Source organism: Paraburkholderia fungorum (assembly GCF_902833645.1).
In the GTDB taxonomy this organism is placed as follows: Bacteria; Pseudomonadota; Gammaproteobacteria; order Burkholderiales; family Burkholderiaceae; genus Paraburkholderia; species Paraburkholderia fungorum.
On sequence record NZ_CADFGE010000017.1, the window covers coordinates 198,078 to 223,440 of the forward strand.

Genomic DNA, 25,363 nt, shown 5'->3' on the forward strand with positions numbered 1-25,363 from the left:
GGTGGGCGCATCTGCGCCCAGGACCGATATTCACGCGAACCCACGGATGAGGTTTGCGTGTCGTCTGGCAATGAGCGTAGGCATCAGGGCGGGGAGTCGTCACCTCCGAACATTGGGAGGCTGTTGTATCGGGGGCGTTCGTGGGGACGTTGTGGCGGTCACGCGGCAGTGGATGACCGATAATGACATTCAGACCAAACGATGATGGCTAACTACAGGTGTGACGTATGGCAGCGCGAAAACAGACGACAGAGAAAAAACCGTTGCTGAAGCGAGACAAGCGAGGGCCCCGCACGACCAAGCGAGGGGACCAGGTTGCCGAACTTATCAAGACGTGGATTACCGATGGCAAGGTGCGGCCGGGCGTGCGGCTGAACAAGGAGGCCGACCTCCAGGAAATATTCAACGTCAGCCGCGGTTCGATGCGCGATGCCCTCAAGGCACTGGAGGTGCAGGGACTCGTGCGTCTGAGTACGGGACCGGAGGGTGGTGCAACGATTACGCGAGTGCCACTCGCCCGGGCATTTCAGGCGTTGCAGAACTACCTGTTTTTCGAGAGCATCAGCCTCGAGGATATTTATGCGGTGCGGCGCGTGCTGGAGCCGCTGCTTGCGGCGGGAGCGGTGGAGCATCTGACGGACACAGATCTGGAGGCGCTCGAGCGCAGTGTGGATGTGTGCGAGCCATTTGCCCCGAGTCATGAACGTGCGCTCGACCAGCGCCACGAGGACATCCACTTCCATGACGTGCTGGCTGCGGCAAATCCGAACGCCTTTCTTCGCTGCGTATGCCAGATCATCAACCAGATGCTGCACAGCCTCGTGATCGTGGCCGGCAACGTGACCCAGCGGGATTACCAAGCGTTCGGGCGGCAGACTGTCGCTGCTCACCGCGCGATTCTGGATGCCGCGAAGAAGCGCGACGCCGGTGCGGTGGAGCAGCTTATGGCGGCGCACATGGATGAAGCCGAGGCCCAACTGCGCAAGGTGCACGCAGCCTTGCGCCAGAAGCTGGTACTGGATTCGGACCTTGGTCTGCACGTCGGCAGAAAGGGCGGTAACTGACGGATGCCCGAACCGTTGACACTGCGCTCGGTGTCCGCTGGTTGACCAACCTTAGTGTGTTGTGCGGTTAGGTATAGAAGCGGAAAGCGAGCGTGCCACGTCCGCGAGTGGTGCCCGTCCGAACGCGAGTTCCAGGATGTGGCTTGCCCAGAGCACAAATGCATCGGCGTGACGGCCGCCAACAATCTGTATCCCGACCGGTAGACCTTCTGAAGTGGTGCCCGTGTAGACGCTCGCCGCAGGAAGACCGAGCTGGTTGCACCACGCGGTGAAGTGGGGAAACAGCTCCTCGCTGGCCGGGAGTTCCGCAAGCGGCATGGCCACTCGGGGATACACCGGGCAGATGACAAGATCGTACCGCTCGAAGAACACGTTGACCGCGGCTCCGAGCTCCCCTCTCTCGATGAGTGCGCCAAGCAACGCCTGGCGCGATATTGTCGCGCCTGCTTCAGAGTAGGCCTGCAATGACGGATCAAGCGCCGCACCGCCGTCAGCCATGCTTTCGGTGAGCTGGCGACAGCAGGCAGGCCAGATGGTGGCGTGGATCGCGTTACAGCGAGCGATACCCGGCGGATCTTCCGGCTGAACCCTGGCGCCAAGGTCACGGAAGGTGTCGACTGTACGCATGAGCGCGTCGTGGACGGCGGTTTCGGGCGTGACAGCGAGGCCCAGGGACGGACTGTACGCTATGCGGACACCGCCTGGTGTTGGCTTGCACTTAAGACCAAGTTCATAGTCGCTGGCGTCGAACGGCAAGGCGTACCAGTCGCGGCTATCAGGGCGGCTGATGACGGTCAGGACGCGCGCGGCATCCCCCACGCAGCGTGTCATGGGGCCAACGTGGCTCAACAGCCCGAACGGACCGCGTGGCGCATGCGGAACGCGTCCGAAGCTCGGCTTGAAACCAAACGTACCAGTGAACGCGGCTGGAATCCGGATCGATCCACCGCCGTCGGTGCCGATCGCCACGGGCGCCATGCCAAGCGCGACCGCCGCGGCGGCTCCGCCGCTGCTGCCGCCTGGGGTACGGTCCGTATCCCAGGGATTGCGCGTGACTCCCGTAAGCGGACTATCGGTGACGATCTTGTGGGCGAAATCAGGCAGGGTGGTCTTGGCAAAGCAGATGGCGCCAGACTCGCGAAGCCTCGCGACGCACGGGCTGTCGTGGGGTGATGGCGTTTCGTCCGTGACGCGCGAGCCATATCGTGTAGCAAGTCCGGCGACAGCGACGTTGTCCTTGACGCTGATTGGCACTCCGTCGAGAGGGCCAAGCGGGCGTTTGCGTTGCCATCGTGTTTCCGATGCGCGGGCCATGTCGAGCGCGTCTGGAGCCATCTGGCAGAAAGCATTCACGGCGGGGTCGAACCTCTCGATCCGTTGAAGCACGGCGGACATGACGTCGACTGGCGAGACGCTACCGTTGCGATAAACCTCCTGCAGTTCCTGTGCAGTGAGTTCACAGAGATCGCCCTGCATGTCCTCTCCTTATTAATTATAACAAATACACCATATTGCCGATTGTGGTCGATGTCAAGGTCCCGTTCAAGTTATTGGTTTCGGGGTAAACACGCTGAAAACATGAGTTGACACCCGCATTTTGCGGGGCTAATTTAATAGCAATAAATCAGGGGCGCGACCGGCCGGATGCGGCTGGACAGTCACAGTGTGTCCGTGTGCCGTGACGGCAATTTGTCGTGAGCGTTGGCGCAGCGCGGATCGCCTGCGATGAGCGATCATCAGGGAGAGGCTACCGCGGCTGGTATGGGAAAAGAGTGCGGGTTGCCGCAGATAGTCAGCGGACACCGCCGCGGTCTTCGGCTGCCTTGATCAACTGCGACAGCGACACACCGAGCGCGTCAGCAATGTCGATCAATGCGTCGATTCCCGCGATCGTTTTTGCGCGCTCGATGAGTGAGATTGTGTTTGGGTGAACTTCCGCGCGTAATGCCAGACCGGCCTGCGTCCACTTCTTCAGCTTGCGGCGTGCGCGGATCTCCTTCCCAACAGCCTTGATCAGTGTTTCCTTGGTCATGCGTACTCGATTGAACTGGGCGAATCGAGTATCGGGGAGCGAACGACCAGAAATTCACAATAAATTGTGTAAACGGAGTTTTGTTGATCTAAAATTCACAATATTTTGTGTAAACGTGAGAGTGCGAGCCGGGGACGGCGTTGGTGGCAACTGGCTCGTGTTCTCTCCCTCGGCGGGCTACCGGCAGATGGCTGCTGGCGGGTTCCACCTGGTATGCGAGGAGATGATGATAGGAATACTTAATGTTGCGAGCTACGCATGCGTTCTCGCGATGATTGCGCTCGGTCTGGCCGTGGTGTTCGGCATGATGGACATCGTGAACCTTGCACATGCCGAGTGGGTCACGATCGGCGCATACGCGTTAGCCGTTGCCCAGGCGGTTGGCGGGAAGGAGGCTTTCTGGCTTGCCTTGCTTGTGGCGCCCGCTGTCGGGGCCGCCCTCGGGTGGTGCCTCGAGCGTTTCATCATCCGGCTGCTCTATGACCGGCCACTGGACACGCTCCTCGCAACCTATGCGGTCAGCCTGATCCTGCAGAAGGCACTGGAACTCGTCTTCGGCACCCAGCCGATGCTCGTGTACGCCCCGTTCAGCGGGGCCATCCCCGTCCCGGGCGGAAGCTATCCGGCCTACCGGATCTTCGTGATCGGCGTCGCGCTGATGGTGACGGCAGGGTGCTGGTTGCTTTTTGCCCGTACGCGTTTTGGTACCCGGCTGCGGGCCGTGATCCAGCACCCGGCGATGGCCGAGGCTACTGGCATCGACACCCGGCGCCTGAATCGCATTGCCTTCTGCGGTGGTGCGGCGCTCGCCTCGCTTGCTGGCGTGCTCGTCGCCCCCATGGTTTCGGTGGAGTCGCATCTGGGCGTCTCCTATCTCGCCAAGGCGTTCTTCGTGATCGTGCTGGGCGGTATCGGATCGATCGCGGGCAGCATCCTGGGCAGCGCAGTCATCGGTACCGCCGAGACGTTACTGAGCTATCGCGTCGATCCCTCCCTCGCATCGGCGGTGGTGCTGGTCCTCTCCATCGTGGTGATCCGGTTCAGACCGCAAGGGCTGATCCCAGGATTCAGCGCGGCCCATCAGCTTCTCGGAAAAGGATAAAGCGTATGTCTGGAAAACATGCAGGCTGTCTGCGGCTCTGGTTCTCACAGCCCGTCCTGGCCCCCAGGGATGGCTCGCCGCTGTTGATGTGGAGCGTGGCAGTTGCCGCCGCGGCGCTCGTGCCTTTTTTTGCCGGTCCCTGGCTGCTGTCGACGGTACGCGATGCATTGGTCATGGGGATCCTCGCATTGAGCTATGACCTGCTCTGGGGACGGGCCGGGGTGCTCACTCTCGGGCACACCACGTTCCTGGGTCTCGGCGCTTACGGGTTTGCCATCACGACCGTGCAGTTCGGACAGGCATCCGTGACCGGGTTGGCGGCGGGTGTTTTCTGCGCTGTGGCTGTCGCCGCCGTGATTGGCTATTTTCTGCTCTTTGCGGGGGTAAGGCTCCACTTCTTCGCCATCATCAGCCTGGCCGTGCTGATCGTCGCCCAGCAGCTCGCCGTCAGTTGGCAGTCGATTACCGGGGGCGACACGGGCATCCTTGGCATCCCGGGACTGTCATTTGGCGTGGGCAGCCACACGTTCGACATGAGCAGTCCTCGCGCTTCCTGGTACACGGTCGTCGCTGTACTGCTTGCCGCGACTGGCCTGATATGGCTCGCCTGCCGCAGTCGCTACGGCAAGGTGCTCGATGCGATCGCGACCAACGAGTGGCGCGCAAAGGCGTGCGGCTATCACACGTCGTTTCACCTGCTGCTCGTCTTCGTCGCCTCGGCGGCGCTCGCCGCAATCGCCGGCGCGCTGATGGCGGCCTGCTCGGGGGTGGTGGCACCGGACGTGTTCTCGCCGCTCCTTGCGACCGAAGTGATCCTCTGGGTGGCTATCGGCGGCAGGGGAAGAATTGGTGGACCTGTCGTCGCCGCGGTCGTTCTGACACTGCTCAGGCAGACCGTCTCCAGCTACAGCACGGACGGCTGGCCCCTGATCCTCGGCGGTCTGTTTCTCGCCTGCGTGCTGTTCATGCCCAACGGACTGCGACTTCATGAATTGGTGGAGGCTGCGCGTCGGACTGCTCGAGCGGTATGGAGCAGTCCGCCGGTTCACCGCGCGGGACACGCCCGGGAGGAACGGTAATGGACGGCCAGTTTCTGCAGGGCACCAACCTGTCGCGCGCGTTCGGGGGAATCAACGCCGTGGCGGGCGTCGACATCAACATCGCGCCACGCGATCTGCTGTGCGTGATTGGCCCGAACGGCGCGGGCAAGAGCACGCTTGTCGGGCTGCTCTCAGGCGCAATTGCCCCCGGTTCCGGCGAACTGTATCTCGACGGCGAGCGGATGACCGGCCGCCCGATGCACGCGTTCTGCCGACGCGGTGTAGTGCGCAAGTTTCAGGGGACCAACACCTTCCTCACGATGACGGTGCGCGACAACCTGGTGGTAGCGGGCCTTGGCGTCGCGGCTTACCGGTCGACGCCAATGCCGGATCCCGACGCGGTACTGGAGGAGGTGGGTCTGGCCGGGCAGGCGGGCGAAATCGCCTCGCATTTGCCGCACGGTGAGCGGCAGTGGCTCGAGATCGGCATGGCCATCATGTGCCAGCCCGCATTGCTGCTGCTCGACGAACCTGCAGCCGGTCTGTCCACGAAGGACGCGCAGCGGCTGGTACGCCTCATCCACCGGCTACGGGAGCGGTGCGCGGTACTCGCCATCGAACACGACCTGGGCTTCGTGCAGTCCCTTGAGTGTGAGACGTGGGTGATGCACCGGGGAGAGGTGGTTCGACGGGGATCGTATGCGGAGATCGCGGACGACGAGGAGATCCGCCGCATCTATCTGGGGCGGGGGGCGACACATGCTGCACATTGAAAACCTGTGCGCCGGATACGGCGACGTGGATGTGGTTCACGACCTCACGCTGGACGTGCTGCCGAACGAGGTGGTCGGTGTCCTCGGCTGCAACGGCGCCGGCAAGTCCACGCTGGTGAAGGCGGTCATGGGGCTGCTGCCTCGCGTGAGCGGGCAGGTCGCTTTCCTCGGGCAGCCGGTGACGGGCCTGCGCACGCACGAGATCGCGCGGCGCGGGATCGGTCTGGTGCCGCAAGGGCGGTGGATCTTCCCGATACTGACCGTGCGGGAGAACCTGCTGATGGGCACGCAGGCCGCCGGCGGAGCCGACATCCTCGACGAGGTATTTGATTACTTTCCGGTGCTGAAGTCGCGCCTTTCGCAGCAGGGCGGCACGCTCTCGGGTGGCGAGCAGCAGGTCCTCGCCATTTCGCGCGCGCTGTGCGGCCGTCCGAAGCTGCTCCTGCTGGACGAGCCCTCCGACGGTGTGCAGCCCAACCTGGTCGAGCGGATCGGCGAGGTGATTCCCGAGCTCTGCCGCCGCTCGAAGCTGGCCGTGCTCCTGGTCGAACAGAACCTCGACCTCGTCCTCCAGAGCGCGCGCCGGTGCATTGTGCTCAGCAACGGACGCCTCGTGCATGCCGGCGCCGTTGAGCCGCGACGTAGTGGAACGGGAGAACACCCGCTCGCGCGCTACCTCTCTCCGGCCACTGACGGCGCGCCGGACTTCCGCCCTGAAAACATCCAGTGAAATCCAGTGATACCTAGTGAGAAAACGCATGAACCGACGTGAATTTTCCCGAGCCGTAGTGCTTGGCGCAACTGCTTCCCTCGCCACATCGGCGGTCTCTCCGTTCGCGCGTGGCGCCGAGCCGTTGAAGATCGGCCTGCTCGCGCCACTCAGCGGTCCCCTGACGCGCGTGGGGCAGACCAACCGTAACTGTGCCGCGCTGGCGGTGGATGAGATCAACGCGGTGGGTGGGCTGCTTGGCCGCCCTCTGCAACTGAGCGTCGAGGACACGCAGATGTCGACGGCCGTTACGCTGGAGAAGGCGCGGCAGCTTTTCATGCGTGATGACGTGGCAATGATCACGGGCATGGTGCTGCCGTCTGAGCGCGAGGCGGCCCTTCAGGCCGCAAGGGCAGCGAGAAAGCTCATCGTCTATCCGAACTTCGACGAGGGGCGGTGCGACCCGCAACTGTTCACGACAGGCCTCGCCACGAGCCAGCGGATCGAGCCACTCATTGCGTGGCTCATGCGCGGTGGTGGACAGTCCGTCTGCGCAGTCGTCTCGGACATCGGCAGCAACCGGAAGGTGCTGATCCCGCAGTTGCAGGCGGCGGTGGCGCGCCACGGCGGCAAGTTCCTCGACGTCTACTGGTTACCCTTCGGCACGCGCGACTACGGGGCCGTACTGCAACAGGTCGCGAGCGCGAGGCCGCAGATCGTATGGCACAGCATCGGAGACGACCCGGTGACGTTCGTGAAGCAGTACCGGTCGTTCGCGATGAAACCGCAACTGGTGACGGACATCGCACACGAATCCCTCTCGATTGCAACCACAGGAGCATCGACCGGAACGATCGGCGTGTCGTCGTACTTCATGAGCATCGACAACCCGGAAAACCAGGCGTTCCTCACGCGTTATGCGGTCCGTTACGCCGGTGCACGCGATCCCCGTCTCGGCGGCTTTGCCGTTGTACTGCCGCACGGCGAGAACACATATGCAGGCATTCGTCTCTTCGCCGAGGCCGTCCGGTCGGCGGGAAGTGTCGACGCCGCGCGCGTGAGGGCTGCGCTGCCCGCCGTCTCCATTGCGCTGCCGCGTGGCAAAACCGGTGTGAGCCATGACGGGGGCCACGTGCTTTGCCAGACACGGATCGGCCAGGCGCTCGCCGATAACAGCTTTTCGATCCTGGAATCCACGGGCCCGGTGACGCCGGTCTGTGAAGGATAGACGTGTCCTCGCCACGCTTTGGAATCGTTTGCACCAAGAGATAAGGACTACAAAATGAGCGAAATTGTCATGCTGAATGCGGCTCAGCTGGTTGCCGGCTTCCGGCAGCGCAGCCTCTCGCCTGTGGAGGTCATGTGCGCGGTACTGGACCGGGTCACGAAGCTCGATCCGGTGGTCAACGCCTTCTGCGCTCTCGACGAGGAAGGGGCGATGTCGGCCGCCGGCGAGGCCGAGCGCCGGTGGATACGCGGCGAGCCGTGCGGTCCGCTTGATGGCGTGCCGGTATCGGTCAAGGATCTCGTCGCCGTAGCCGGTCTTCCGACACGGCATGGGTCATGGACTGCGCCGCCGGACCGCGAAAGCGTCGATGCGCCGGCCGTGGCGCGCCTGCGGCGCTCGGGCGCCATACCGTTTGGCAAGACAACGACTTCCGAGTTCGGCAACAAGATCGTCACCGACTGTCCGTTGACGGGCGCGACGCGCAACCCGTGGGATACGCGGCTCTCGCCGGGAGGTAGCAGCGGCGGATCGGCGGTCGCGGTTGCGCTGGGCATGGGTCCGCTGTCGCTTGCCACCGATGGGGGCGGGTCCATCCGGATTCCGGCCTGCTGGAGCGGTGTGGTCGGGTTCAAGCCTACGTTCGCGCTGGTGCCGGCGGGCAGTGCGGCGTCGTGGACTGCACTGTCCACCCTCGGCCCGATCGCGCGAACCGTGCGCGACGCAGCGTTGATGCTTGATGCGATGACCTGCGCGAACAACGACGTGCCTCCGGGGGCGGGGAGTTCGTCCGGCTATTCCTCCGGACTGGACGACGGCGTCGCGGGTCTGCGGATCGCCTGGTGTCCTGCCCCGGACAGTGTATCGGTGGCGCCGGACATCGCGGAGTGTATCGAGAGGGCGGTGGACACATTCGGGGCGCTCGGCGCGACGGTCATCCAGACCCACGTTGCGCCGATCGCGGACTACTACGGCAATGGCCGCATGCATTCGGTCCAGTGGTCCGTGTTCTTCGCTCAGCGCGTGCGGCATATGGAGGCAGCCGACAGGACGCTGCTTGATCCGGACCTGACGGCACTTTCGGATGCAGGGGCACGGATAGACACCGCGACATTCGTCGATGCACTGCTTGCCCGTCACGCGCTCGGCGCATCGATGGAAACGTTCTTCGAGCGTTACGACCTGCTGCTCACGCCAACGTTTCATTGCGGACCACCTCCGGTTCCCGGCTTGCCCGGCCATCTGCGTAATGCACCGCTTCTGACGGCATGGTGCAACCAGGCTGGCGTGCCTGCCATATCCGTGCCGTGCGGATTCGCAGGGGACATGCCGACGGGCCTGCAGATTATCGGGCGTCGGGGCAGCGATGCCTTGGTGCTGCGGGCAGCGCGTGCGTACGAACTGGCGAGAGGGGATTTCCCGGCACCGGGACCGGAATTGCAGCTTCCGGGCGACACGGAGATCGCGCCATGACGATCCAGATCGCGCGGATCGTGGTTCATCTCGTTGAGCGGCGCGCTGAACTCGGCACACCGGTGACCCCACCGCACCGTCAGGTAGTGGCCGCGGCGGTGCTGAAGCCGACCGACCAGGATGTTGCCTGCGAGCTTGAGTCGCTCTATGCGACGGGCGCTAATCTCGGCCGGATGCTCACCGGACGGGCGTTACTTGCGCTCGGTTGTGCGGGGACAGACATCCAGGGTTACGGGAAGGCGGCACTCGCAGGCACAGGCGTGCCGCTCGAATGGGGAGCGGCGCTGCTCCATCCGCGACTCGGCAAGGCGGTGCGCGACTGCCTGCCTGGCGCGTCTTCGATCATGCCGTCCGTTACGAAGCGCGGGCCTGCGGGAGCCTGCGTCGACATCCCCCTGCACAGCGTCACAGACATGTGGAGCTTCGACCACTTCGACACGGTGTCGCTGTGCATACCCGACTCGCCGGAACCGGATGAACTGCTGGTTGCCATTGCGCTGGCCGAGCGGGGCAGGCCGCTCGCACGCGTCAGGCCGGGGTGACGCATGGCGGCAAACCGTGCCGTCAGGCAGGCGCGCGTCAGGCGAACAAGCGAACACTCACAAGCGATGAAGGAGAAAAACATGGGCAGGGATGTGCGGGGAAGATGGAGTAAGGGGCTGGCAGCGCTGTCGTTATGGGTCACAGTCGGGGCAGCACACGCCCAGTCGTCGGTGTCCCTCTACGGGCTGGCCGATGCATTTGCCGGGGTGGTGCGGATGCCCGGTGCGGCGGGCAACGCGTGGGAAGTTGGCTCGGGAGGGCTCTCGACATCGTATTGGGGCATGTCGGGCGCTGAGGATCTGGGTGGTGGCCTGAAGGCAATCTTTACCCTTGAGAGCTTTTACCGGATCAGCGGTGGGCAGTCAGGAGCGTACGACGGGCAGTCATTCTTTGGGCGCAGGGCGTTTGTTGGCTTGAGCGGGCAATTTGGTCAACTGACGCTGGGGCGTAATGATTCACTGCTGTTCGTCTCCACGCTGCTGTTCAACCCGTTCGGCAACTCGTTCGTCTTCTCCCCCATGGTGGTCCACACATTTCTGGGTTCCGCGATGGGCGCTGCGTCGGTGCAAAGCGATACGGCAATTGACGACTCGATTGTCTACCAGACGCCCGAGGTTGGCGGTCTGACAGGAAGTGTCCTGTACAGCAATGCGGGCATCGCGGGCCACGCCGGGCAGGCGAACTACAGTGCGAACGTGCTCTACTTCGCGGGGCCGTTCTCTGCGACCGCCGCAGTCCAGAGCCTTCACACTGGGTCGCTTTTCCTGAACGGCGCTACGGAGCAGACGGCGTGGCTGGCCGGAGCGGCGTATCGCCTGCAGGCAGTGAAGCTCTATCTCCAGTACGAAAGGGTGACCAACAACGATGACCTCACCGACGATACCGTTCAGGTGGGGGCGAGCGCCCAGGTTGGCACGGGGAGCATACTGGTGTCCTGGGCGGGAACGCTCCGGCGGCCTGCCCAGGGCACGGATATCCGTTGGTCGACTGTGGTGCTCGGATATGACTATCCGCTCTCGAAACGCACAGACGTTTACGCCGCGTGTCGGTACGACACCATGACCCGTGTGTCGTCAGGCAACAGCCTGGGTGCGGGCATCAGGATGAAGTTCTAGCTGGGCCGGTCCATCAGGTTTGCATGGTCGGAGGAGTCGGATTGCCGCAAGATCGTATGCCCGCGACGACATTCGGCGGGTTGATACATCGTGGTCCTCGAGAACGGGGCAGATGACGCCGCGGTTTCCAGTAGCGCGCGCCGTACCGCCTCGCCCTCGTGCCGTGACAGCAGTCGGAGCATGACAAAAAATCTCTGGCGCGCATGCCGCGCAGCGAACACGTCGAAACCAGGGCGTGAAGTGTGTCGCTGGCATTTTCCTCCGTGGCGCCCCTGAATTACCTCGGACGAACTCGCTTCAACGGCTCCGCGGGTCTGCGACGCAGGGCCTCATATAGCCGTGTGACGGATTCCATGCCGGTGTGCTCACTCGCCTGCTGGCGGAACAATGCATCAGATGTCGTCGTCCTCGATGTGGCTTCCGGGCATGTACCCTATCAGGCTAAACATTGCCTGAAATTCGTGCCCGTAGTCTTCGCACACGTATTCCTAGTGTTCCGTTCCGCTGATCCGCGTACAAAGTCTTTGTAGCTTTGCGAGGATGGAGTCAGCGGAAGCGGTCCACATGAATGGTTTGCAGTTTTCGTTGTAGTGGGAAACGAACTGATCGATACGTGTGATCAGTTGTTTGACTGAGCCAAACGAGCCCCTGCGGATGGCCTTGTCGGTGATCAGCGCAAAGAAGCGTTCGACCTGGTTGAGCCACGAACTGTAGGTAGGAATGAAATGCATGTGCCAGCGGGGCTTTGCTGCCAGCCACGCCTTGACCTTGGGATGCTTGTGACTGCCATAGTTGTCCACGATGCAGTGCACGTCGAGCTCAGCCGGTACGGCCTTGTCGATTTCGCGCAGAAACGACAGGAATTCCTGATGCCGATGACGCGGCTTGCAGGTGGCGAGCACTGCGCCATTGAGTACGTTCAGGGCGGCGAACAGTGTCGTGGTGCCGTGGCGAACGTAGTCGTGCGTGACGCCTTCGACGTAGCCGAAGCCCATCGGCAGCATGGGTTGCGTGCGTTCGAGCGCCTGACACTGGCTCTTCTCGTCCACGCACAGTACCAATGCGTTCTCGGGCGGGCTCAGGTACAGGCCGACCACGTCGCGCAGTTTCTCGCTGAAGAATTGATCGGTCGAAAGCTTGAAGCTTTCGCTGCGATGCGGTTGCAGACCCAGCAGCTTGAAGTAACGGTGCACACTCGTCGGCGAGATAGCCGTTTCGGCGGCGATCGTGCGCACGCTCCAGTGCGTGGAGCCATCCGCTGGCTTTGTGTGCAGGGTCTTGTGAATCAGTTGAGCCAGCCGCTCATCGTCAATCGTGCGCGGCTTGCCGGGACGTACTTCGTCATACAGCCCGTTGATGCGATGCTCCAGGAACCGGATACGCCACTTGCCCACCGTGGCACGCGTGAGCTGAAGACGCTGGGCAATTGCGCTGTTGGGCTCCCCGGCAGCGGCAGCCAGCACGATGCGCGCACGCGTGACCAGCGCCGCCGAAATCGAGCGCGAACGCGCTATCGAAGTCAGTTGGGAACGCTCATCTTCACTCAACACCAGTTCGGCCTTCGGTCGTCCCATGGGCATGCCGGTATCTCCCGTTCCGTTGATACCAGCATGCTACGTGAACATAGATTAGTTAACAACAGAACGGAACACTAGTAGACGGTGTACGCGCCGACAGCACAAGCCCCCATCGTTACGTGCAACGAGTCGCAGCCCGGACAGAGCACGACGCCATCTTCAACGGTATGCCTTCGCCATTCATCGGAAGACCGCATGACCGTCTCTCCTGGTTGACGCGACTGGTACTACGCTTGCCGAGATTACCACCGTACGTCTGGTGTTGACCATTCTATGCTCCACATTCGTGTGATTGATTGCGATGATCACCGTCGTCAATAGCTGATGTATTTCGCCTCGCCCGTATGTCGTTCGGCCTGTTCCGACGGGAGCTTCCCGTCGATAAGACGGGTTTGGAAGTCGGACTCGACCGCTGCTTGAATGCCCCCATGTACCGGCAACGCCAGGCCGGCATCTTTTCTTGGGGGAAGGCCATGTCAATTGCGAACAGTGATGCGCACAGGATCCTGCGCCGCCGGCAGGTCGAAGAGAGAACTGGGCTGTCGCGCTCAACGATTTACCGCCGCATGCAGGCGGGAACATTTCCCCCGGCCATACCGCTGGGCGGCCGCCTGGTGGGGTGGCGTGCGGGGGACATTGAACAGTTTCTGGAGAGTCCGGCGCGTTACCGGGCGCCTGCACGAGAGCGCGACGACGACGTGGGGGGCGCGCCATGAGTCGCGATCTCGCTTCGGCACCACTTGCCCGGCGGCTGGAGAACTGGGGTAACGCATCGCGCGGTGCCTTCGATCCGGTCGATGCGGCGCGGATTACGAAGGCCTGGCGCACGCTCCATCTCCGACATCGCGACATGCTGCGCATGGTCTATCTTTGGCATGCGCGTCGGGAAGTGGTCTGCCGGCGGCTGTGTATTCCGCGGCGCCCGGCGCAATGCTTTGACCTGGAACTTGCGGCCGCACGCGCAGCGCTGGCACGTGCCCTCGCCGGGGATTGTGGCCATCCCCTCCGGGAGGACGAACAATAGTTCGCGCCTTCGTTCGGCTGTAGTTCATGTGGTGCTGTTCCGCAGTGCGTGAGCAGTGCGGCCGCTACAGACAGCTTGCAGTTGAACATCGCTATCTGAATTTTTTTGGGAACACGTGGGAACACCTGGGAACACGTGAGTAAATGGAGCGGTAGCGGAGCGCCCGAGGGCTCTTGCATTGTGCCGCGTACTCGCCTAGATTGAAGCCAACAATCTGATCCGGTCAACGTGCCACGCACGACCGAGTACGCGTTAGCGGCCCCGTAGTTTCGATGTCTGTGCGACGACGTGGTGTGCCGTGACGCATTCGCAAAAAAGCCTGCATCTGCAGGCTTTTCCGTTTTCTGGTGCTGATGCAATGATCCCCCGTTAAGCCCGCGGTCAGCCTCTTCGGCGCCGCGGGTTCCTTTTTTCTTCGCAGGTTCATCGACAGCGGGTGCGGCTGAGGACGATGAACCATGAAATCGCTTCTGATCATTTCGGCGAAGGGCAGTTCGGGCAGGACGACCCTCACCTGTCTGCTCGCCCGCCACCTGCAGTGCACGTGTCACTGGCGGGTGCTGGTACTGGACCTGGCCGAGCCGCCGCGCTGCGCGCACCTGCTCGCGCGCTGCCGCTCCGACGCGATCGTGTCCGGCAACCGGGCGCCCGCGCCGCAGGAGGGCCCCCGATCCTCATCGGGTGGCCGCATACACGTGCTCAACGCCGACGCCATCGACGGTCTGCAGTCGCCCGACGATCCCGCCCGTACGCGCTATTACGCCAACCTGCGTCAGCTGCTGTCCGTGGTGACACCGTGGTTCGATGTCTGTCTGATCGACGCTCCCGTCTTGCCTGACCTGCGTGCCGTCTGTGCCGAGGCTCTCGTGGACGCAGTGGTGAGCCCCGTAGCCGTGTCGCCCGGATGCATCGGCTGCGCCTCGGAGGTCATCAACGGCAAGTACGGGGTTCGGAACGTCCGGGCGCGACTGAATCCGGCGCTGCACTTTGTCGGGCTTATGCCAGTCGTGGCCGCTCCTGCGTCACTGGACGAGGCGTGGGCGAGGGTGATGGAGACGACGCTGCGTGAGTGGTTGATCGCGGACCCGGCATCTCCTCACGGATACGTGTATCTGCCGCACCTGACGTCCGTCTGGCGTGTCGAGCATCCCGCCCTGGCGCGTGGCCAGTCTCCAGCACAGGATGGAGATGTGCCTGAAAACAGCCGGGCGCTGGCCGCGTGTCTCGATGCGCTCACGCACCGGCTCGATGCGATCCGGGACGTCGCCACGCCTGCCGCCCACCACGCTGAGGTGTGCGATGCATAACGCTGCCGTCGCAACGGACATTGCCGTCGCCGGTCGAGGGCTGCTGCGGGCGCTGCGCCGCTGGTCGGTCGTCTTTGCCGCATTCCTCGGCACATCGATCCTGGTGCCCGGCACAGCCCATGCCGACGACTGGGGCTGCCAGGTGATCCTGTGCCTTTCCAGTCCCGGCGGCCCTGAACAGTACGGCGAGTGTGTCCCGCCGATCGAGAAGCTGTGGGCCGCTTTGCGGCACGGTGATCCTTTTCCGACGTGCGATTTCGGAGCGGGTGGCTCGCAGGGGACTTCGGCCGTGAACATGTTTGCCAGTGCGGGGTACTGCCGCGAGGACCTGCTGTACCGGGGCGGCTCCGAGCAGAGTGAGCTGTTGTGCAATGCGCGCGGTGCAATCAGCGTCGAGATCGACGGCTCGCTGTACACACGTGTGTGGTGGGACGCGAGAGGTGCAGACCGTACGATCACGGAGTTCTACGGGGCTGGTGGTACGGCGATCCCGTACGACCCGACACAGTCGGCCCGCCTCTTTCTGGAGCGCGAGTACGAAAGCTCGGGCGGTCAGGGTGGTGGCGAATGATTCCGCTCGCCGCATTCCTAGTCCTGGCTCAGCAGTGCGCGCCTGCCGTGGCGCCCGCCACGATGGCCGCAGTCGTGCCGGTCGAGTCAGGCTTCAACCCGTACGCGATCGGGGTGGTGCATGGCCGTCTCGAGCGGCAACCAGTGAACCTTGGTGAAGCCGTAGCGACAGCACGCGCGCTGGATGCCGCCGGGTGGAATTACAGCGCGGGTCTCGCACAGGTGAACCGGTCGAACTGGATCCGTTTCGGCCTGACCCCGGAGACGGTCTTCGATCCATGCCGGAATCTCGCCGCCGGCGCAGCGATCCTCCTGGAGTGCTTCGAGCGCGCGAAACAGGCACAAACGCGGGCAAATGCACGGACCCACGCCCAGGCGCAAGACGCGTTGCGCGCGGGGCTCTCGTGCTACGCGAGCGGCGACTTTTCCAGCGGGTTCCGTACGGGCTATGTGCAGCGGGTCGTCGCTCAGGCTGCACGGCCCGATCCGGTGGTTCCGGCGATTGCCACCGATGTTTCGCCCATTCCCGTCATTCCCTCCCGACCGGAGGCGGCGCGATCTGACCCGTCCCGTGGTCGCGCTGGCCTCGGGTCCCCCACGGGCGGTAGGACGGACCAGAAGGCCGGACAGGCAGACGACATGACACAGGAAAGCGCTGTGGTGTTCTGAGAAAGCAGGGACAACGTGTGTGACAGGAGCAATCCATGAAATCAGGACTACATATCAAATACAGACGGATTTCACCGCAGTTTCGGACACGTGGATCGGCGCGACATGCCTGGCGCAGCCTCGCGATTGTGCCCATGGTGATGCTGACGGTGACACCGGCCTACGCGCAGCTCTCGCAGGTCAACACGTTGCTCACGACGATCCAGACCACGCTCCTTAGCGTGGGCGCGGTGGTGTGCTCGATCTCGATCATCTGGGCGGGCTTCAAGATGATGTTCCAGCACGCGCGCTTTGGCGACATTGCCAACGTGTTCATCGGCGGCCTGTTCGTGGGCTGCGCCACGGTGATCGCGGCGATGCTGATTCCGACGAGCTGATGCGGAGGCGCACATGAATCCGCGCGTGAATCCACTCAGGGATCCAGTTTTCAAGGGCTGCACGCGACCCGCGATGCTCTGGGGTGTGCCGCTCGTGCCGTTCCTCATGGTCGGCGGCGGCATCCTGATCCCCGCGATCTGGGCGCTGCTTGCGAGTCCGCCGGTGGGTGTCGGCATCGTGCTGCTCCTCATCCCCGTCTTCGTGACGATGCGCTCGATCACGCGCCATGACGACCAGCGTCTGGCGCAGTGTGCCCTGTGCGCTCGCATGGCAATCCGCCAGCGCAACCGTCGTTTCTGGGGCGCGCACGCCTACGTGCCGGTTCGCGTCAAGAGGAGGGGCTGACATGAGCGCGCAGCCGCAATTCATCGACGTGGCCGAACGTGAGGTGGTGCTCGCGGACTTCGTGCCGTTTTCGTCGCACGTGAATGATTACGTGATCCGCACGCGCGAAGGGGACTATCTGCGTGTCTGGAAGATCGCCGGCATTGCCTTCGAGGCTGCTGATCCGGGCGACATCCTCGTGCGTCACGAAGGATTCAACCAGCTCGTGCGCAGCCTGCCAGGCGGGCACGTCGGGCTGTGGTCGCACAGGATCCGCCGGCGCGTGACCGACCACTTCGCCACGCCGTACGGCAACCGGTTCTGCCAGGAACTCGCGACGCGCTACTACGCGAGCTTTGCCGGCTACCGGATGATGGCCAACGAACTCTTCCTGACGCTCGTATACCGGCCGCGCCGCACGCGCCTGGGACGTCTTTTCAGCCAGGCGGCGCGGCGTACCTCCGATGATATCCGGCGGGACCAGCATGAGGCCCTGAAGGTGATGGCGGAGCTTGCCGCGCAGGTCGAATCCGGCCTTAAGCCGTGGGATCCGGCGGCGCTTGGCGTCTACAGGAAGCAGGTCCGCTACACGCGGCGTCCTGTCCGGTTCTCCGCGGCGCTGGAGTTCCTGGGCTATCTCATTAACGCCGCATGGGAGCCCGTGCCGGTGCCATCTGGCCGCATTGCCGAGGCATTGCCGACGTCGCGGCTTTTCTTCCACACCGAGAAGGTTGAGATTCGGATGCCGGGGGCAACGCGTTATGCGGCGCTGCTGGACCTGAAGGACTACCCGGAAGAAACCGAGCCCGGGATGCTTGATGGTCTGCTCTACGGTGACTTCGAGTACATCGAGACGCAGAGCTTCACGATCCTCGACCGTCCCACAGCGAAAGAGGCACTCGAACGTCAGCGCAACCAGATGATTGCAGGCGAGGACGTGGCAGTCTCGCAGGTTCAGGCAATGGACCAGGCGCTGGACGATCTGATCAATGGTGATTTCGTCCTCGGTGAGTATCATTATTCGCTCGCCGTGCTCGGTGACCGCCCGGACGAAGTCGCGCGGCACGTAGCGAAGGCGCGCACGCAGCTTGCGGACGTGGGCTTCCAGACGGCGCGGGTCGATCTGGTAGCGGACGCAGCCTGGTTCGCGCAGTTGCCTGGTAACTGGCGCTACCGGCCCCGGGAGGCAAAGCTCACCTCGCGCAACTTCTGCGGGCTCGCGAGCCTGCACAACTTCGCGACCGGCAAGCGCGACGGCAATCCGTGGGGCGAGGCGATCACGATCGTGAAGACGCCGAGTGGCCAGCCCCTGTACCTGAACTTCCATGCGACGCCGGAAAAGAAGGAGTCTGCTGACGAGAAGGCACTCGCCAACACGCAGATCATCGGGCAGGCCGGTGCCGGCAAGACGGTTCTGGAACTGTTCCTGCTGGCGATGGCGATGAAGTATGGCCTCACCGGCGTCGTCTACGACAAGGACCGGGGCACCGAGATCGCGATCCGGGCGATGGGAGGTCGTTACACGGTGTTTCGACGGGGTGTCCCGACGGGACTCAATCCGTTTCAGCTCGATCCGGACGAGGCGGTGCTGGACTTCTGGGAGCGGCTGGTGCGCCGTCTGGTCGACACAGGCACGCTGCTGTCGGCGAAGGACGAACTCGACATATCACGGGCGGTCCGAGAAGTCTCCCGCATGGAGCGCCCGCTGCGGCGCCTGTCGATGGTCCGGCAACTGCTCCCGGCCGTGGGCGAAAACAGCCTGCATGCACGCCTCACGAAGTGGTGCGCGGGCGGGCGGCTCGGGTGGGTACTGGACAACCCGTCGGACCTGCTGGATTTCAGCCACAACCAGCTATTCGGCTTCGACGATACGGAGCTACTCGACGACCCGGAGGTGTCGACACCGGTCACGATGTACCTGCTGCAGCTGACCGAAAGCCTGATCGACGGGCGCCGCCTTGTCTATGTGATGACCGAATTCTGGAAGCGCCTGGGCGATCCGGTCTTCACGGATTTCGCAAAGGACAAGCAGAAGACGATCCGCAAGCAGAATGGTCTGGGTATTTTCGATACGCAGTCCCCGGCCGATGTGCTGCGTAGCGACATCGCGCGGGCGCTGGTCGAGCAGACCGCGACGTTCTTCTTCCTGCCGAATCCGCGCGCCGATTACGACGACTACGTGCATGGTTTCAAGCTGACCGAGGCCGAATTCAACATCGTCCGCTCACTCGGCGAGAACAGCCGCCTGTTCCTTGTGAAGCAGGGCCACCGTGCGGCCATCGGCAGGCTGGATCTCGCCGGGCTCGGCGACGTGCTCGACGTCCTGTCGGGGACGACGGACAACGTCGAACTGCTCGACGGGATCCGTGCCGAGGTGGGCGACGATCCCGGTGTGTGGCTCCCCGTGTTTCATGAGCGGCTGGCGAAGCGTCGTGCGACCGGGGGCGCCCTGAATGCACCGACCCCGCGTGTGTCGAGGAGGGCAGCACGATGAGCGGCCTTTTCGCTGCAGTCGGCGGCACGCTCGAGAACGGCATGTCAACGTATGTCACGAGCGTGTCCTCAGCCCTGTCCAGCGCGCTGGTACCTGTTGTCACGACGGCCCTGTCGATCTGGATCCTCACGTACGGGTTCGCCGTAGTACGCGGCGAGGCCCATGAGTCGGTACCTGCATTCGCGTGGCGTGGCCTGAAGATGGCCATCATGCTTGCCTTTGCGCTCGGCGCGGGTATTTACCAGTCCCAGGTCGTCACGGTAGTCGAAGGCGCAACGACGGGCCTCGCCCAGACGATCCAGACGGCGGCGGCCAATGCCGGTGCAGGCAACGCGGGCTGCGGAACGGTGAGTGGCACCAGCGTGACAGGCACGAGTGCATCCGCCATTTACCAGACCCTTGACTGCTACGACCGGCAGATCGACATCGTGATGGATGCCTACTTCGACAAGGCGACGCACGAAGGCCTGAGTATCAGTGGCTTTGTTGCCGGCATCGGTGATCTGGTCGGCGGGTTCCTCGTAGGGCTGGGGGGAGCCATTTTCCTGATGGTCCTGGCCTTCGAGGTCACGATGGCGAGGATGCTGCTGGATCTGGTGCTCGGTCTTGGACCTCTGTTCATTGCCTGTGGCGCATTCGGCCCAACCGCCCGATTCTTCGAGGCGTGGACCGCGAAGATTGCCAACTATGCGCTGCTGCAGATCCTCATCGCAGCATTTCTTGGCATGGCACTCACGGCGTTCTCAGCCGACCTCGTGCCGTTCAACGTCACCACTTCATCGCCAGACGCGAACGCTTCGGCGCTATCAGCAGCGGGCCAGGCTGTACTGACCGCCATTGCGCCGTGGGGGGCTGCATTCGGTCTGTTTATCACGTCCCTGCTGCTGGCAACCATCGGCTGGCAGTTGCCGGCTGTCGCCTCGGGGCTCGCTGGCGGTGCCACGCTGTCCGGGTTTGGTGCCTTCGTCGCCGGATTTGCGTCACGCGGTGCGGTTCGGGGCCTGGGCTCGCTCGTGAGTCTTGGGCACGGTCCGAGTCGGCCCGGCGGAAAGATTTCGGACGGCGGCGCGAGAGATCGCTCGATACCCGCCTACCAGCGTGTCGCCCGCGAGCACCTCGGCGACCAGGACAACTCAGGAGGGTCACCATCATGATCAGGTTACTGATGCAAACCGGTCTTGTCCCCGTTGCAGCGGCAGTGCTGACCGTCGCAACGATGCCGCTGGCCCGTGCGCAGGGCATTCCGGTCTACGACGCGCAAAACGTAGTTCAGGCCATTGCGACGGTCGGGCAACTGAAACAGGAAGTGCAGCAGGAACTCCAGCTGTACCAGTCCCTCAGCGGTACGCGCGGCTTCGGCGCACTGATGAGCAATCCGGTCCTGTCGAACTCGCTGCCGTCGAACTGGCAGTCAGTCTACACGGCGATCCAGAACGGTGGATATGCGGGTCTGACGGGCACCGCGCAGACGCTGCGCTCGGCGAGCGAAATTTACAACTGCGAGGACCAGCGCGGCATTGACCTGCAGGTCTGCCAGCGCGCGCTGAACAAGCCGTTTCAGGACAAGGCCTTCGGCACGCAGGCGTATCAGACGGAGCTCCAGGAACTCGACCAGATCCAGGGCCTGATGCAGCAGATCGATGTGACCCAGGACCAGAAAGGCATCGGGGAACTGCAGGCGCGCATCCAGATTGAGAGCACGGCGGTTGGCAATGAAATGACGAAGCTGCAGCTTTTCAGGATGCTCGCAGATTCCGAGGACCGGCTGATTGCCGAGCAGCAGCAGGAGCTTGTGCTCAAGCGCGCCGGCAATACCGCACGGCTGCAGGACCAGATGGTGCCTGCGGCCTTTGGTAACTGAGTTCGGAAACTGGGGAGGCTGACATGATCCGTTCTGTTGTGGCCATCATTACCATTCAATTAGTTTTACTGATTAATGGCTGCTCGGGAAGCCCGCCCAAACCTGTCCTACCAGACGGCTTGCACCGTTTTCCAGTGAACCGCGTAGCACCGGTTCCCCCGTCCGATGGAGGCGGTCATGAGCAGTGAGCGTGACTCCCGTGAATCACATGACTATCGCCGCGCACTCGATTTCGAGGTGTCGGTCACGCACCTGCAGGAGCGCTCGGAGCGTCGTGCGTGGCACGTGGCCATGGGCTCCGTTGTGGTCGCGATCCTGTGTGCTGTCGCACTGGCCGTGATGGTCCCGTTCTACCGGGTGGTGCCGCTGCCGATCGAGGTCGACCGTCTGACCGGTGAAGCACAGATGATCGACGTGCTCGACGCGAAGCAGATGCACATGCGGGACATCGAGGACAAGCACTGGGTGGAAGTCTACGTGCGCTCGCGCGAGCGCTACGACTGGGGCCTGCTGCAGATGGACTACGACCGCGTGCTCGACATGAGCGACGACCGGGTCGCGCGCAACTACCGGTCGATCTACAGCGGCCCCGACGCGCTGGACCGGCAGCTCGGGGCGAACACGCAGCGGCGCATCCGCATCCTCTCGACGACGCTCGTGCCGGACGAACCCGGCCGTGCTGTCGTGCATATCGAACGCACGACCTGGAAGAACGGCATCGATAACGCGGAGCCGCCGCAGCGCTTCGTCATCACGCTCGCTTTCACATACCGGCCGTCCGTCTTCACGCGGGAGCGCACGGCCATCGAGAATCCCTTCGGCTTCAGGGTGACGGCGTATAGCCGCGATCCCGAATACACCCCTGCGGCGGCGTCGCCGACATTGTCACCTGCTGCGGGAGGTGCGCCATGAGACTGAACACACTGGTGAGGGCCGCCGCGCTGGTGACCGGGCTGGCAGGGGGATGCGCCGGCGCCTTTGCCTACGACGTGCCTGGCTGGTCGGGTGACTCGCGCGTACGGCAGGTCGTGTACCGGCAGGACGAGGTGGTGCGGGTCATCGCGCAACGCGGCTTCGCCACGCACATTGCGCTGGATCCGTCCGAGCACATCCTCGTCGTAGCCCCGGGCGACCGGGACGGATGGCAGGTGGTCGCAAACCGCGGCGACCACGACGTCTACCTCAAGCCGCAGCGTGCTGCGCACGACACGAACCTCGAAATCCGGACGGACCGGCACAGCTACAGCTTCGACCTGGTCGCACTGCCGCTGAAGGCCCGTTTCGGCAACGACGACGAGATGTACCGCATCACGTTCGTCTATCCGGACACACAGGCGGTGAAGACAAAGGCCGCAGACGACGCCGCCCTCGTGCGCCAGCGTCTCGACCAGGCGCCGGCGGTGCGCAACACGGCTTACTCGATGCAGGTGATGCCGCACTCGGAGGATATCGCGCCGACGGCGGCATGGGATGACGGGCGCTTCACCTACATCCGCATTCCGAACAACCGCCGCATTCCGGCGATCTTCCGCGTCGCCGATGACAGCAGCGAAAGCGTGGTTGACCGGCACATGGAAGACGACGTGATCGTCGTGCACGAGGTGGCCCGGCGCTTCGTCCTGCGCCTCGGTGACGAGGTAGTCGGTCTGTGGAACGACGCGTTCGATGTGGACGGCGTGCCACCGGCGGATGGTACGACGGTCAGCGGTGTGAAGCGTGTCTTGCGGAGCGACGGTCATGAATGAAGAAACGTCGCGCAATGTTATTGCGCCTGATACTGACCCGGCGAAGGTCACCGATACCATAAACGGTGACCTTGCGAACCAGCCGATCGATCGCGGCATGCCGGAACTGGGGCAGCAGGGTGGCCGAGCCCGTGCCTGGTGGCTTGCGCCGCTGGTCATCGTGGCTCTCGTGATCGGTGGAGCGGCCTGGACGATCCACGGGTTTCTTGTGCGGCACGATGCGGCGGAGAAGGCCAGACGGGATGCCGTACAGGGTCAGCCGTCCCAGGGACGGGTGTTCGGCGACGGGAACCCACCGGCATCGGCTGCTGCCGCCGCAACCAGCCCGGCGGGAGCAGCCGCCGTTGCGTCGGCTCCCGCTGCGGTATCGACGCGGCAGGCACCCGTACACACTGCACCAGCTCGCAGCTACTACGACGCACCGCTACTCGCCACCGGAGGTACGGGCGCAGGCAATGGCCCTGCCGACGAAGGGGCAGGCCCGACGGCATCTGCGCCAGGCGTTTCGCCGGGAGCGACTGTCGTATCCGGCAGCCAGTCTCAGGGAAGCGGTCCTTTGGCCCAGGCATTGACGCCGACGGTGACGTCCAAAGTGCGCGCGGGCTTTCTCGGCAATCGCAGCCTGATCCTCGCGGAAGGCGCCAAGATCGACTGTGCAGGCGATACGGCATTTGATTCGACCCAGGCGGGTATCTCGACCTGCACGGTGACGAAGAACGTCTATTCGGATGACGGCCGTGTCGTGCTGATCGAGCGCGGCTCGCAGATTAACAGCGAGTACCGCTCGAACCTGGCGCCCGGACAGAAGCGGGTATTCATCCTGTCGGCACGCATCAAGACCCCCGAAGGTGTGACCGTCGAGATCGATTCTCCCGCGGCGGACGCGCTGGGGCGCATCGGCGTGAGCGGCTACGTGAACAATCACTGGGGCGAGCGTATCGGCGCGGCCATGCTGCTTGGCATGACGCAGGATGCGATCGGGTATCTCGCGACGCGTGGCGGCAACAGCAACGGCTCGGTCGTATTCGAGAACACGCAGCAGCAGGGCAATGACATGGCCTCGCGCGTGCTTGACAGCACGATCAACATTCCGCCCACACTGACACAGAACCAGGGGGCCGAGTTCGCGATTATCGTTGCCCGGGATCTGGACTTCAGTCCGGTCTACGCGCTGGAGCCAGGGGGTACGCGATGAACGCGTCGGCCCATATCCTGAGCGAAGCGCCGGTACCGGCCGACGGCCTGCTGCCGAGGCTGGCAGAGGATGCTTCGGTGCGCGAGCTGATGCGCCCACTCGCGGGGCTGCTCGCAGACCCGGCGCTCACGGAGCTGGTGATCAACCGGCCGCAGCGCGTGCTGACCGAAACCCATCTCGGATGGCAGGCACACGACTGTGCGGACCTCGACTTCGAGCGCCTGATGTCATTCGCGGTGGCGATCGCCACCCTCACGAACCAGGAGGTCTCGGCGCTGCATCCGGTGCTCTCCGCGCTGCTGCCCGGTGATGCGCGCGTCCAGATCGTGATCCCGCCGGTGGTGCCGCCGCGTACCGTATCGGTGACGATCCGCCGTCCGTCGTCGCGCGAGAAGACACTCGACGCCTACTGCAACGAGGGCCTGTTCGCGCAGACCACGTGGCACCGCCCGGCTGGACTCGATGAGGCAATGCCGGCACTGCGTCAACTGGATCGTGATCTCGCCAGGTGCCTCGAAGCGCGCGAGTTCCCTGCGTTCTTCGAGCGGGCGGTGCGCGGCCGGCTGAACCTTGTGATCGCGGGCAGTACGGGCTCGGGCAAGACGAGCTTCATGAAGACGCTGTGCCGGTCCATCCCGGCTACTGAACGGATCGTGACGATCGAGGATGTGCGCGAGCTCTTTATCCATCACATCGAGAACTGCGTCCACCTGATTTACAGCAAGGGTGGCCACGGCCACGCACGGGTGACACCTGCGGATCTGATCGCAAGCTCGATGCGCATGCGCCCTGATCGAGTGCTGCTCGCCGAACTGCGAGGCAGCGAAGCGTACGACTTCCTGAAGCTGCTGACGACCGGGCACTCCGGTTCGATCACGAGCTATCACGCGTCCAGCGCATCGGTCGCCATCGAGCGGTTCTCGCTGATGGCGAAGGAACATCCCGAAGCCGCCACATGGGACGACGTCGCACTGCGTCGGCTGCTCTTCATGACGATCGACGTGGTGGCGCACATGGAGGCCACCGCACTCTTCGATGAATCTGGCGCTCAGACCGGCCGACGCTGGTCGATGACGGAGGTCTGGTTCGATCCGCTGCGCCGCCATCAGACGGACTATCACGCGGATTTCCGGTGAAGGGGTA

Annotated in this window: 26 protein-coding genes; 23 read left to right on the forward strand and 3 right to left on the reverse strand. The window is 63.7% G+C overall.

Annotation, left to right across the window (positions count from 1 at the left end; all coding sequences use genetic code 11):
* Positions 1-227: 227 nt before the first annotated feature.
* Positions 228-1,064, forward strand: coding sequence for a FadR/GntR family transcriptional regulator (locus HWX91_RS36970; protein ID WP_028200446.1), 837 nt, complete (start codon positions 228-230; stop codon positions 1,062-1,064).
* A 51-nt stretch (positions 1,065-1,115) separates the two neighbouring features.
* Here the strand turns inward: HWX91_RS36970 and HWX91_RS36975 are convergent, their stop codons facing one another.
* A complete protein-coding gene (locus HWX91_RS36975) occupies positions 1,116-2,540 on the reverse strand; it encodes an amidase family protein (protein ID WP_028200445.1) in 1,425 nt (474 codons plus the stop codon).
* Between the two features lie 316 nt (positions 2,541-2,856).
* Positions 2,857-3,096, reverse strand: a complete 240-nt coding sequence (locus HWX91_RS36980) for a helix-turn-helix domain-containing protein (RefSeq protein ID WP_028200444.1) — start codon at positions 3,094-3,096, stop codon at positions 2,857-2,859.
* 226 nt (positions 3,097-3,322) lie between these two features.
* Between HWX91_RS36980 and HWX91_RS36985 the strand changes: the two genes are divergently transcribed.
* The 8 genes from HWX91_RS36985 (at position 3,323) to HWX91_RS37020 (ending at position 11,076) form a co-directional block, all read left to right on the forward strand.
* Positions 3,323-4,198, forward strand: coding sequence for a branched-chain amino acid ABC transporter permease (locus HWX91_RS36985; protein ID WP_028200443.1), 876 nt, complete (start codon positions 3,323-3,325; stop codon positions 4,196-4,198).
* Positions 4,199-4,203: 5 nt separating this feature from the next.
* On the forward strand, positions 4,204-5,277 hold the full coding sequence (locus HWX91_RS36990; protein ID WP_028200442.1) for a branched-chain amino acid ABC transporter permease: 1,074 nt from the start codon (positions 4,204-4,206) through the stop codon (positions 5,275-5,277).
* Positions 5,277-6,011: an ABC transporter ATP-binding protein gene (locus HWX91_RS36995; RefSeq protein WP_028200441.1), complete on the forward strand. Its 735-nt coding sequence runs from the start codon at positions 5,277-5,279 to the stop codon at positions 6,009-6,011. Before HWX91_RS36990 ends, HWX91_RS36995 begins: the two co-directional genes overlap by 1 nt.
* Complete coding sequence (locus HWX91_RS37000; protein WP_028200440.1) at positions 5,998-6,741, forward strand: ABC transporter ATP-binding protein; 744 nt, start codon at positions 5,998-6,000, stop codon at positions 6,739-6,741. The genes HWX91_RS36995 and HWX91_RS37000 overlap by 14 nt, the downstream gene beginning before the upstream one ends.
* Before the next feature lie 28 nt (positions 6,742-6,769).
* A complete protein-coding gene (locus HWX91_RS37005) occupies positions 6,770-7,948 on the forward strand; it encodes an ABC transporter substrate-binding protein (RefSeq protein ID WP_028200439.1) in 1,179 nt (392 codons plus the stop codon).
* 54 nt (positions 7,949-8,002) lie between these two features.
* Positions 8,003-9,418 (forward strand): amidase family protein, encoded by a 1,416-nt coding sequence (locus HWX91_RS37010; RefSeq protein WP_028200438.1) that lies wholly within the window; start codon positions 8,003-8,005, stop codon positions 9,416-9,418.
* Positions 9,415-9,960: an amino acid synthesis family protein gene (locus HWX91_RS37015; RefSeq protein ID WP_028200437.1), complete on the forward strand. Its 546-nt coding sequence runs from the start codon at positions 9,415-9,417 to the stop codon at positions 9,958-9,960. Before HWX91_RS37010 ends, HWX91_RS37015 begins: the two co-directional genes overlap by 4 nt.
* 81 nt (positions 9,961-10,041) lie before the next feature.
* Positions 10,042-11,076: a porin gene (locus HWX91_RS37020; RefSeq protein WP_028200436.1), complete on the forward strand. Its 1,035-nt coding sequence runs from the start codon at positions 10,042-10,044 to the stop codon at positions 11,074-11,076.
* Between the two features lie 488 nt (positions 11,077-11,564).
* On the opposite strand, the gene HWX91_RS37025 is transcribed toward HWX91_RS37020, so the two are convergent.
* Complete coding sequence (locus tag HWX91_RS37025) at positions 11,565-12,656, reverse strand: IS630 family transposase (protein WP_028200435.1); 1,092 nt, start codon at positions 12,654-12,656, stop codon at positions 11,565-11,567.
* A gap of 470 nt (positions 12,657-13,126) precedes the next feature.
* Here HWX91_RS37025 and HWX91_RS37030 point away from each other — a divergent pair, with 470 nt between their 5' ends.
* The 14 genes from HWX91_RS37030 (at position 13,127) to virB11 (ending at position 25,356) form a co-directional block, all read left to right on the forward strand.
* On the forward strand, positions 13,127-13,369 hold the full coding sequence (locus HWX91_RS37030; protein ID WP_028200434.1) for a helix-turn-helix transcriptional regulator: 243 nt from the start codon (positions 13,127-13,129) through the stop codon (positions 13,367-13,369).
* Positions 13,366-13,677 carry a hypothetical protein gene (locus HWX91_RS37035; protein ID WP_025496123.1) on the forward strand — a complete coding sequence of 104 codons (312 nt, stop codon included), beginning with the start codon at positions 13,366-13,368 and terminating at the stop codon, positions 13,675-13,677. The genes HWX91_RS37030 and HWX91_RS37035 overlap by 4 nt, the downstream gene beginning before the upstream one ends.
* A 458-nt stretch (positions 13,678-14,135) precedes the next feature.
* Positions 14,136-14,984: a ParA family protein gene (locus HWX91_RS37040; protein ID WP_028200433.1), complete on the forward strand. Its 849-nt coding sequence runs from the start codon at positions 14,136-14,138 to the stop codon at positions 14,982-14,984.
* Positions 14,977-15,555 (forward strand): hypothetical protein, encoded by a 579-nt coding sequence (locus HWX91_RS37045; protein ID WP_028200432.1) that lies wholly within the window; start codon positions 14,977-14,979, stop codon positions 15,553-15,555. Before HWX91_RS37040 ends, HWX91_RS37045 begins: the two co-directional genes overlap by 8 nt.
* Entirely contained in the window at positions 15,552-16,223 is a 672-nt protein-coding gene (locus tag HWX91_RS37050; RefSeq protein WP_025496127.1) for a lytic transglycosylase domain-containing protein, read from the forward strand. The genes HWX91_RS37045 and HWX91_RS37050 overlap by 4 nt, the downstream gene beginning before the upstream one ends.
* Positions 16,224-16,258: 35 nt before the next feature.
* A complete protein-coding gene (locus HWX91_RS37055) occupies positions 16,259-16,600 on the forward strand; it encodes a TrbC/VirB2 family protein (RefSeq protein WP_025496128.1) in 342 nt (113 codons plus the stop codon).
* A gap of 13 nt (positions 16,601-16,613) precedes the next feature.
* A complete protein-coding gene (locus HWX91_RS37060; protein WP_028200431.1) occupies positions 16,614-16,946 on the forward strand; it encodes a VirB3 family type IV secretion system protein in 333 nt (110 codons plus the stop codon).
* A gap of 1 nt (position 16,947) precedes the next feature.
* Positions 16,948-19,419 (forward strand): VirB4 family type IV secretion/conjugal transfer ATPase, encoded by a 2,472-nt coding sequence (locus tag HWX91_RS37065; protein ID WP_028200430.1) that lies wholly within the window; start codon positions 16,948-16,950, stop codon positions 19,417-19,419.
* Positions 19,416-20,573, forward strand: a complete 1,158-nt coding sequence (locus HWX91_RS37070) for a TrbL/VirB6 family protein (RefSeq protein WP_028200429.1) — start codon at positions 19,416-19,418, stop codon at positions 20,571-20,573. Before HWX91_RS37065 ends, HWX91_RS37070 begins: the two co-directional genes overlap by 4 nt.
* Positions 20,574-20,635: 62 nt before the next feature.
* Entirely contained in the window at positions 20,636-21,280 is a 645-nt protein-coding gene (locus HWX91_RS37075; RefSeq protein ID WP_245621034.1) for a TrbJ/VirB5 family protein, read from the forward strand.
* A 177-nt stretch (positions 21,281-21,457) separates the two neighbouring features.
* The gene (locus HWX91_RS37080; protein WP_028200427.1) at positions 21,458-22,192 is read left to right on the forward strand and encodes a VirB8 family type IV secretion system protein; all 735 of its coding nucleotides are present in this window, start codon (positions 21,458-21,460) and stop codon (positions 22,190-22,192) included.
* Positions 22,189-23,025, forward strand: a complete 837-nt coding sequence (locus HWX91_RS37085) for a TrbG/VirB9 family P-type conjugative transfer protein (RefSeq protein ID WP_030101808.1) — start codon at positions 22,189-22,191, stop codon at positions 23,023-23,025. Before HWX91_RS37080 ends, HWX91_RS37085 begins: the two co-directional genes overlap by 4 nt.
* The gene (gene virB10 / locus HWX91_RS37090) at positions 23,018-24,220 is read left to right on the forward strand and encodes a type IV secretion system protein VirB10 (RefSeq protein WP_028200425.1); all 1,203 of its coding nucleotides are present in this window, start codon (positions 23,018-23,020) and stop codon (positions 24,218-24,220) included. The genes HWX91_RS37085 and virB10 overlap by 8 nt, the downstream gene beginning before the upstream one ends.
* Positions 24,217-25,356 (forward strand): P-type DNA transfer ATPase VirB11, encoded by a 1,140-nt coding sequence (virB11, locus tag HWX91_RS37095; protein ID WP_028200424.1) that lies wholly within the window; start codon positions 24,217-24,219, stop codon positions 25,354-25,356. Before virB10 ends, virB11 begins: the two co-directional genes overlap by 4 nt.
* The last annotated feature ends 7 nt before the right edge of the window (positions 25,357-25,363 follow it).

Bases quoted from the DNA above. Each gene is read 5' to 3' on its own strand.
- HWX91_RS37010 (WP_028200438.1), top strand. From the start codon at position 8,003: ATGAGCGAAATTGTCATGCTGAATGCGGCTCAGCTGGTTGCCGGCTTC.
- virB10 (WP_028200425.1), top strand. From the start codon at position 23,018: ATGAATGAAGAAACGTCGCGCAATGTTATTGCGCCTGATACTGACCCG.
- HWX91_RS37035 (WP_025496123.1), top strand. From the start codon at position 13,366: ATGAGTCGCGATCTCGCTTCGGCACCACTTGCCCGGCGGCTGGAGAAC.
- HWX91_RS37070 (WP_028200429.1), top strand. From the start codon at position 19,416: ATGAGCGGCCTTTTCGCTGCAGTCGGCGGCACGCTCGAGAACGGCATG.
- HWX91_RS37080 (WP_028200427.1), top strand. From the start codon at position 21,458: ATGAGCAGTGAGCGTGACTCCCGTGAATCACATGACTATCGCCGCGCA.
- HWX91_RS37000 (WP_028200440.1), top strand. From the start codon at position 5,998: ATGCTGCACATTGAAAACCTGTGCGCCGGATACGGCGACGTGGATGTG.
- HWX91_RS37065 (WP_028200430.1), top strand. From the start codon at position 16,948: ATGAGCGCGCAGCCGCAATTCATCGACGTGGCCGAACGTGAGGTGGTG.
- HWX91_RS37015 (WP_028200437.1), top strand. From the start codon at position 9,415: ATGACGATCCAGATCGCGCGGATCGTGGTTCATCTCGTTGAGCGGCGC.
- HWX91_RS37055 (WP_025496128.1), top strand. From the start codon at position 16,259: ATGAAATCAGGACTACATATCAAATACAGACGGATTTCACCGCAGTTT.
- HWX91_RS36990 (WP_028200442.1), top strand. From the start codon at position 4,204: ATGTCTGGAAAACATGCAGGCTGTCTGCGGCTCTGGTTCTCACAGCCC.
- HWX91_RS37020 (WP_028200436.1), top strand. From the start codon at position 10,042: ATGGGCAGGGATGTGCGGGGAAGATGGAGTAAGGGGCTGGCAGCGCTG.
- HWX91_RS36985 (WP_028200443.1), top strand. From the start codon at position 3,323: ATGATAGGAATACTTAATGTTGCGAGCTACGCATGCGTTCTCGCGATG.
- virB11 (WP_028200424.1), top strand. From the start codon at position 24,217: ATGAACGCGTCGGCCCATATCCTGAGCGAAGCGCCGGTACCGGCCGAC.
- HWX91_RS37025 (WP_028200435.1), bottom strand. From the start codon at position 12,656: ATGCCCATGGGACGACCGAAGGCCGAACTGGTGTTGAGTGAAGATGAG.
- HWX91_RS37060 (WP_028200431.1), top strand. From the start codon at position 16,614: ATGAATCCGCGCGTGAATCCACTCAGGGATCCAGTTTTCAAGGGCTGC.
- HWX91_RS37030 (WP_028200434.1), top strand. From the start codon at position 13,127: ATGTCAATTGCGAACAGTGATGCGCACAGGATCCTGCGCCGCCGGCAG.
- HWX91_RS37075 (WP_245621034.1), top strand. From the start codon at position 20,636: ATGCCGCTGGCCCGTGCGCAGGGCATTCCGGTCTACGACGCGCAAAAC.
- HWX91_RS36975 (WP_028200445.1), bottom strand. From the start codon at position 2,540: ATGCAGGGCGATCTCTGTGAACTCACTGCACAGGAACTGCAGGAGGTT.
- HWX91_RS36970 (WP_028200446.1), top strand. From the start codon at position 228: ATGGCAGCGCGAAAACAGACGACAGAGAAAAAACCGTTGCTGAAGCGA.
- HWX91_RS37050 (WP_025496127.1), top strand. From the start codon at position 15,552: ATGATTCCGCTCGCCGCATTCCTAGTCCTGGCTCAGCAGTGCGCGCCT.
- HWX91_RS36980 (WP_028200444.1), bottom strand. From the start codon at position 3,096: ATGACCAAGGAAACACTGATCAAGGCTGTTGGGAAGGAGATCCGCGCA.
- HWX91_RS37040 (WP_028200433.1), top strand. From the start codon at position 14,136: ATGAAATCGCTTCTGATCATTTCGGCGAAGGGCAGTTCGGGCAGGACG.
- HWX91_RS37085 (WP_030101808.1), top strand. From the start codon at position 22,189: ATGAGACTGAACACACTGGTGAGGGCCGCCGCGCTGGTGACCGGGCTG.
- HWX91_RS37045 (WP_028200432.1), top strand. From the start codon at position 14,977: ATGCATAACGCTGCCGTCGCAACGGACATTGCCGTCGCCGGTCGAGGG.
- HWX91_RS37005 (WP_028200439.1), top strand. From the start codon at position 6,770: ATGAACCGACGTGAATTTTCCCGAGCCGTAGTGCTTGGCGCAACTGCT.
- HWX91_RS36995 (WP_028200441.1), top strand. From the start codon at position 5,277: ATGGACGGCCAGTTTCTGCAGGGCACCAACCTGTCGCGCGCGTTCGGG.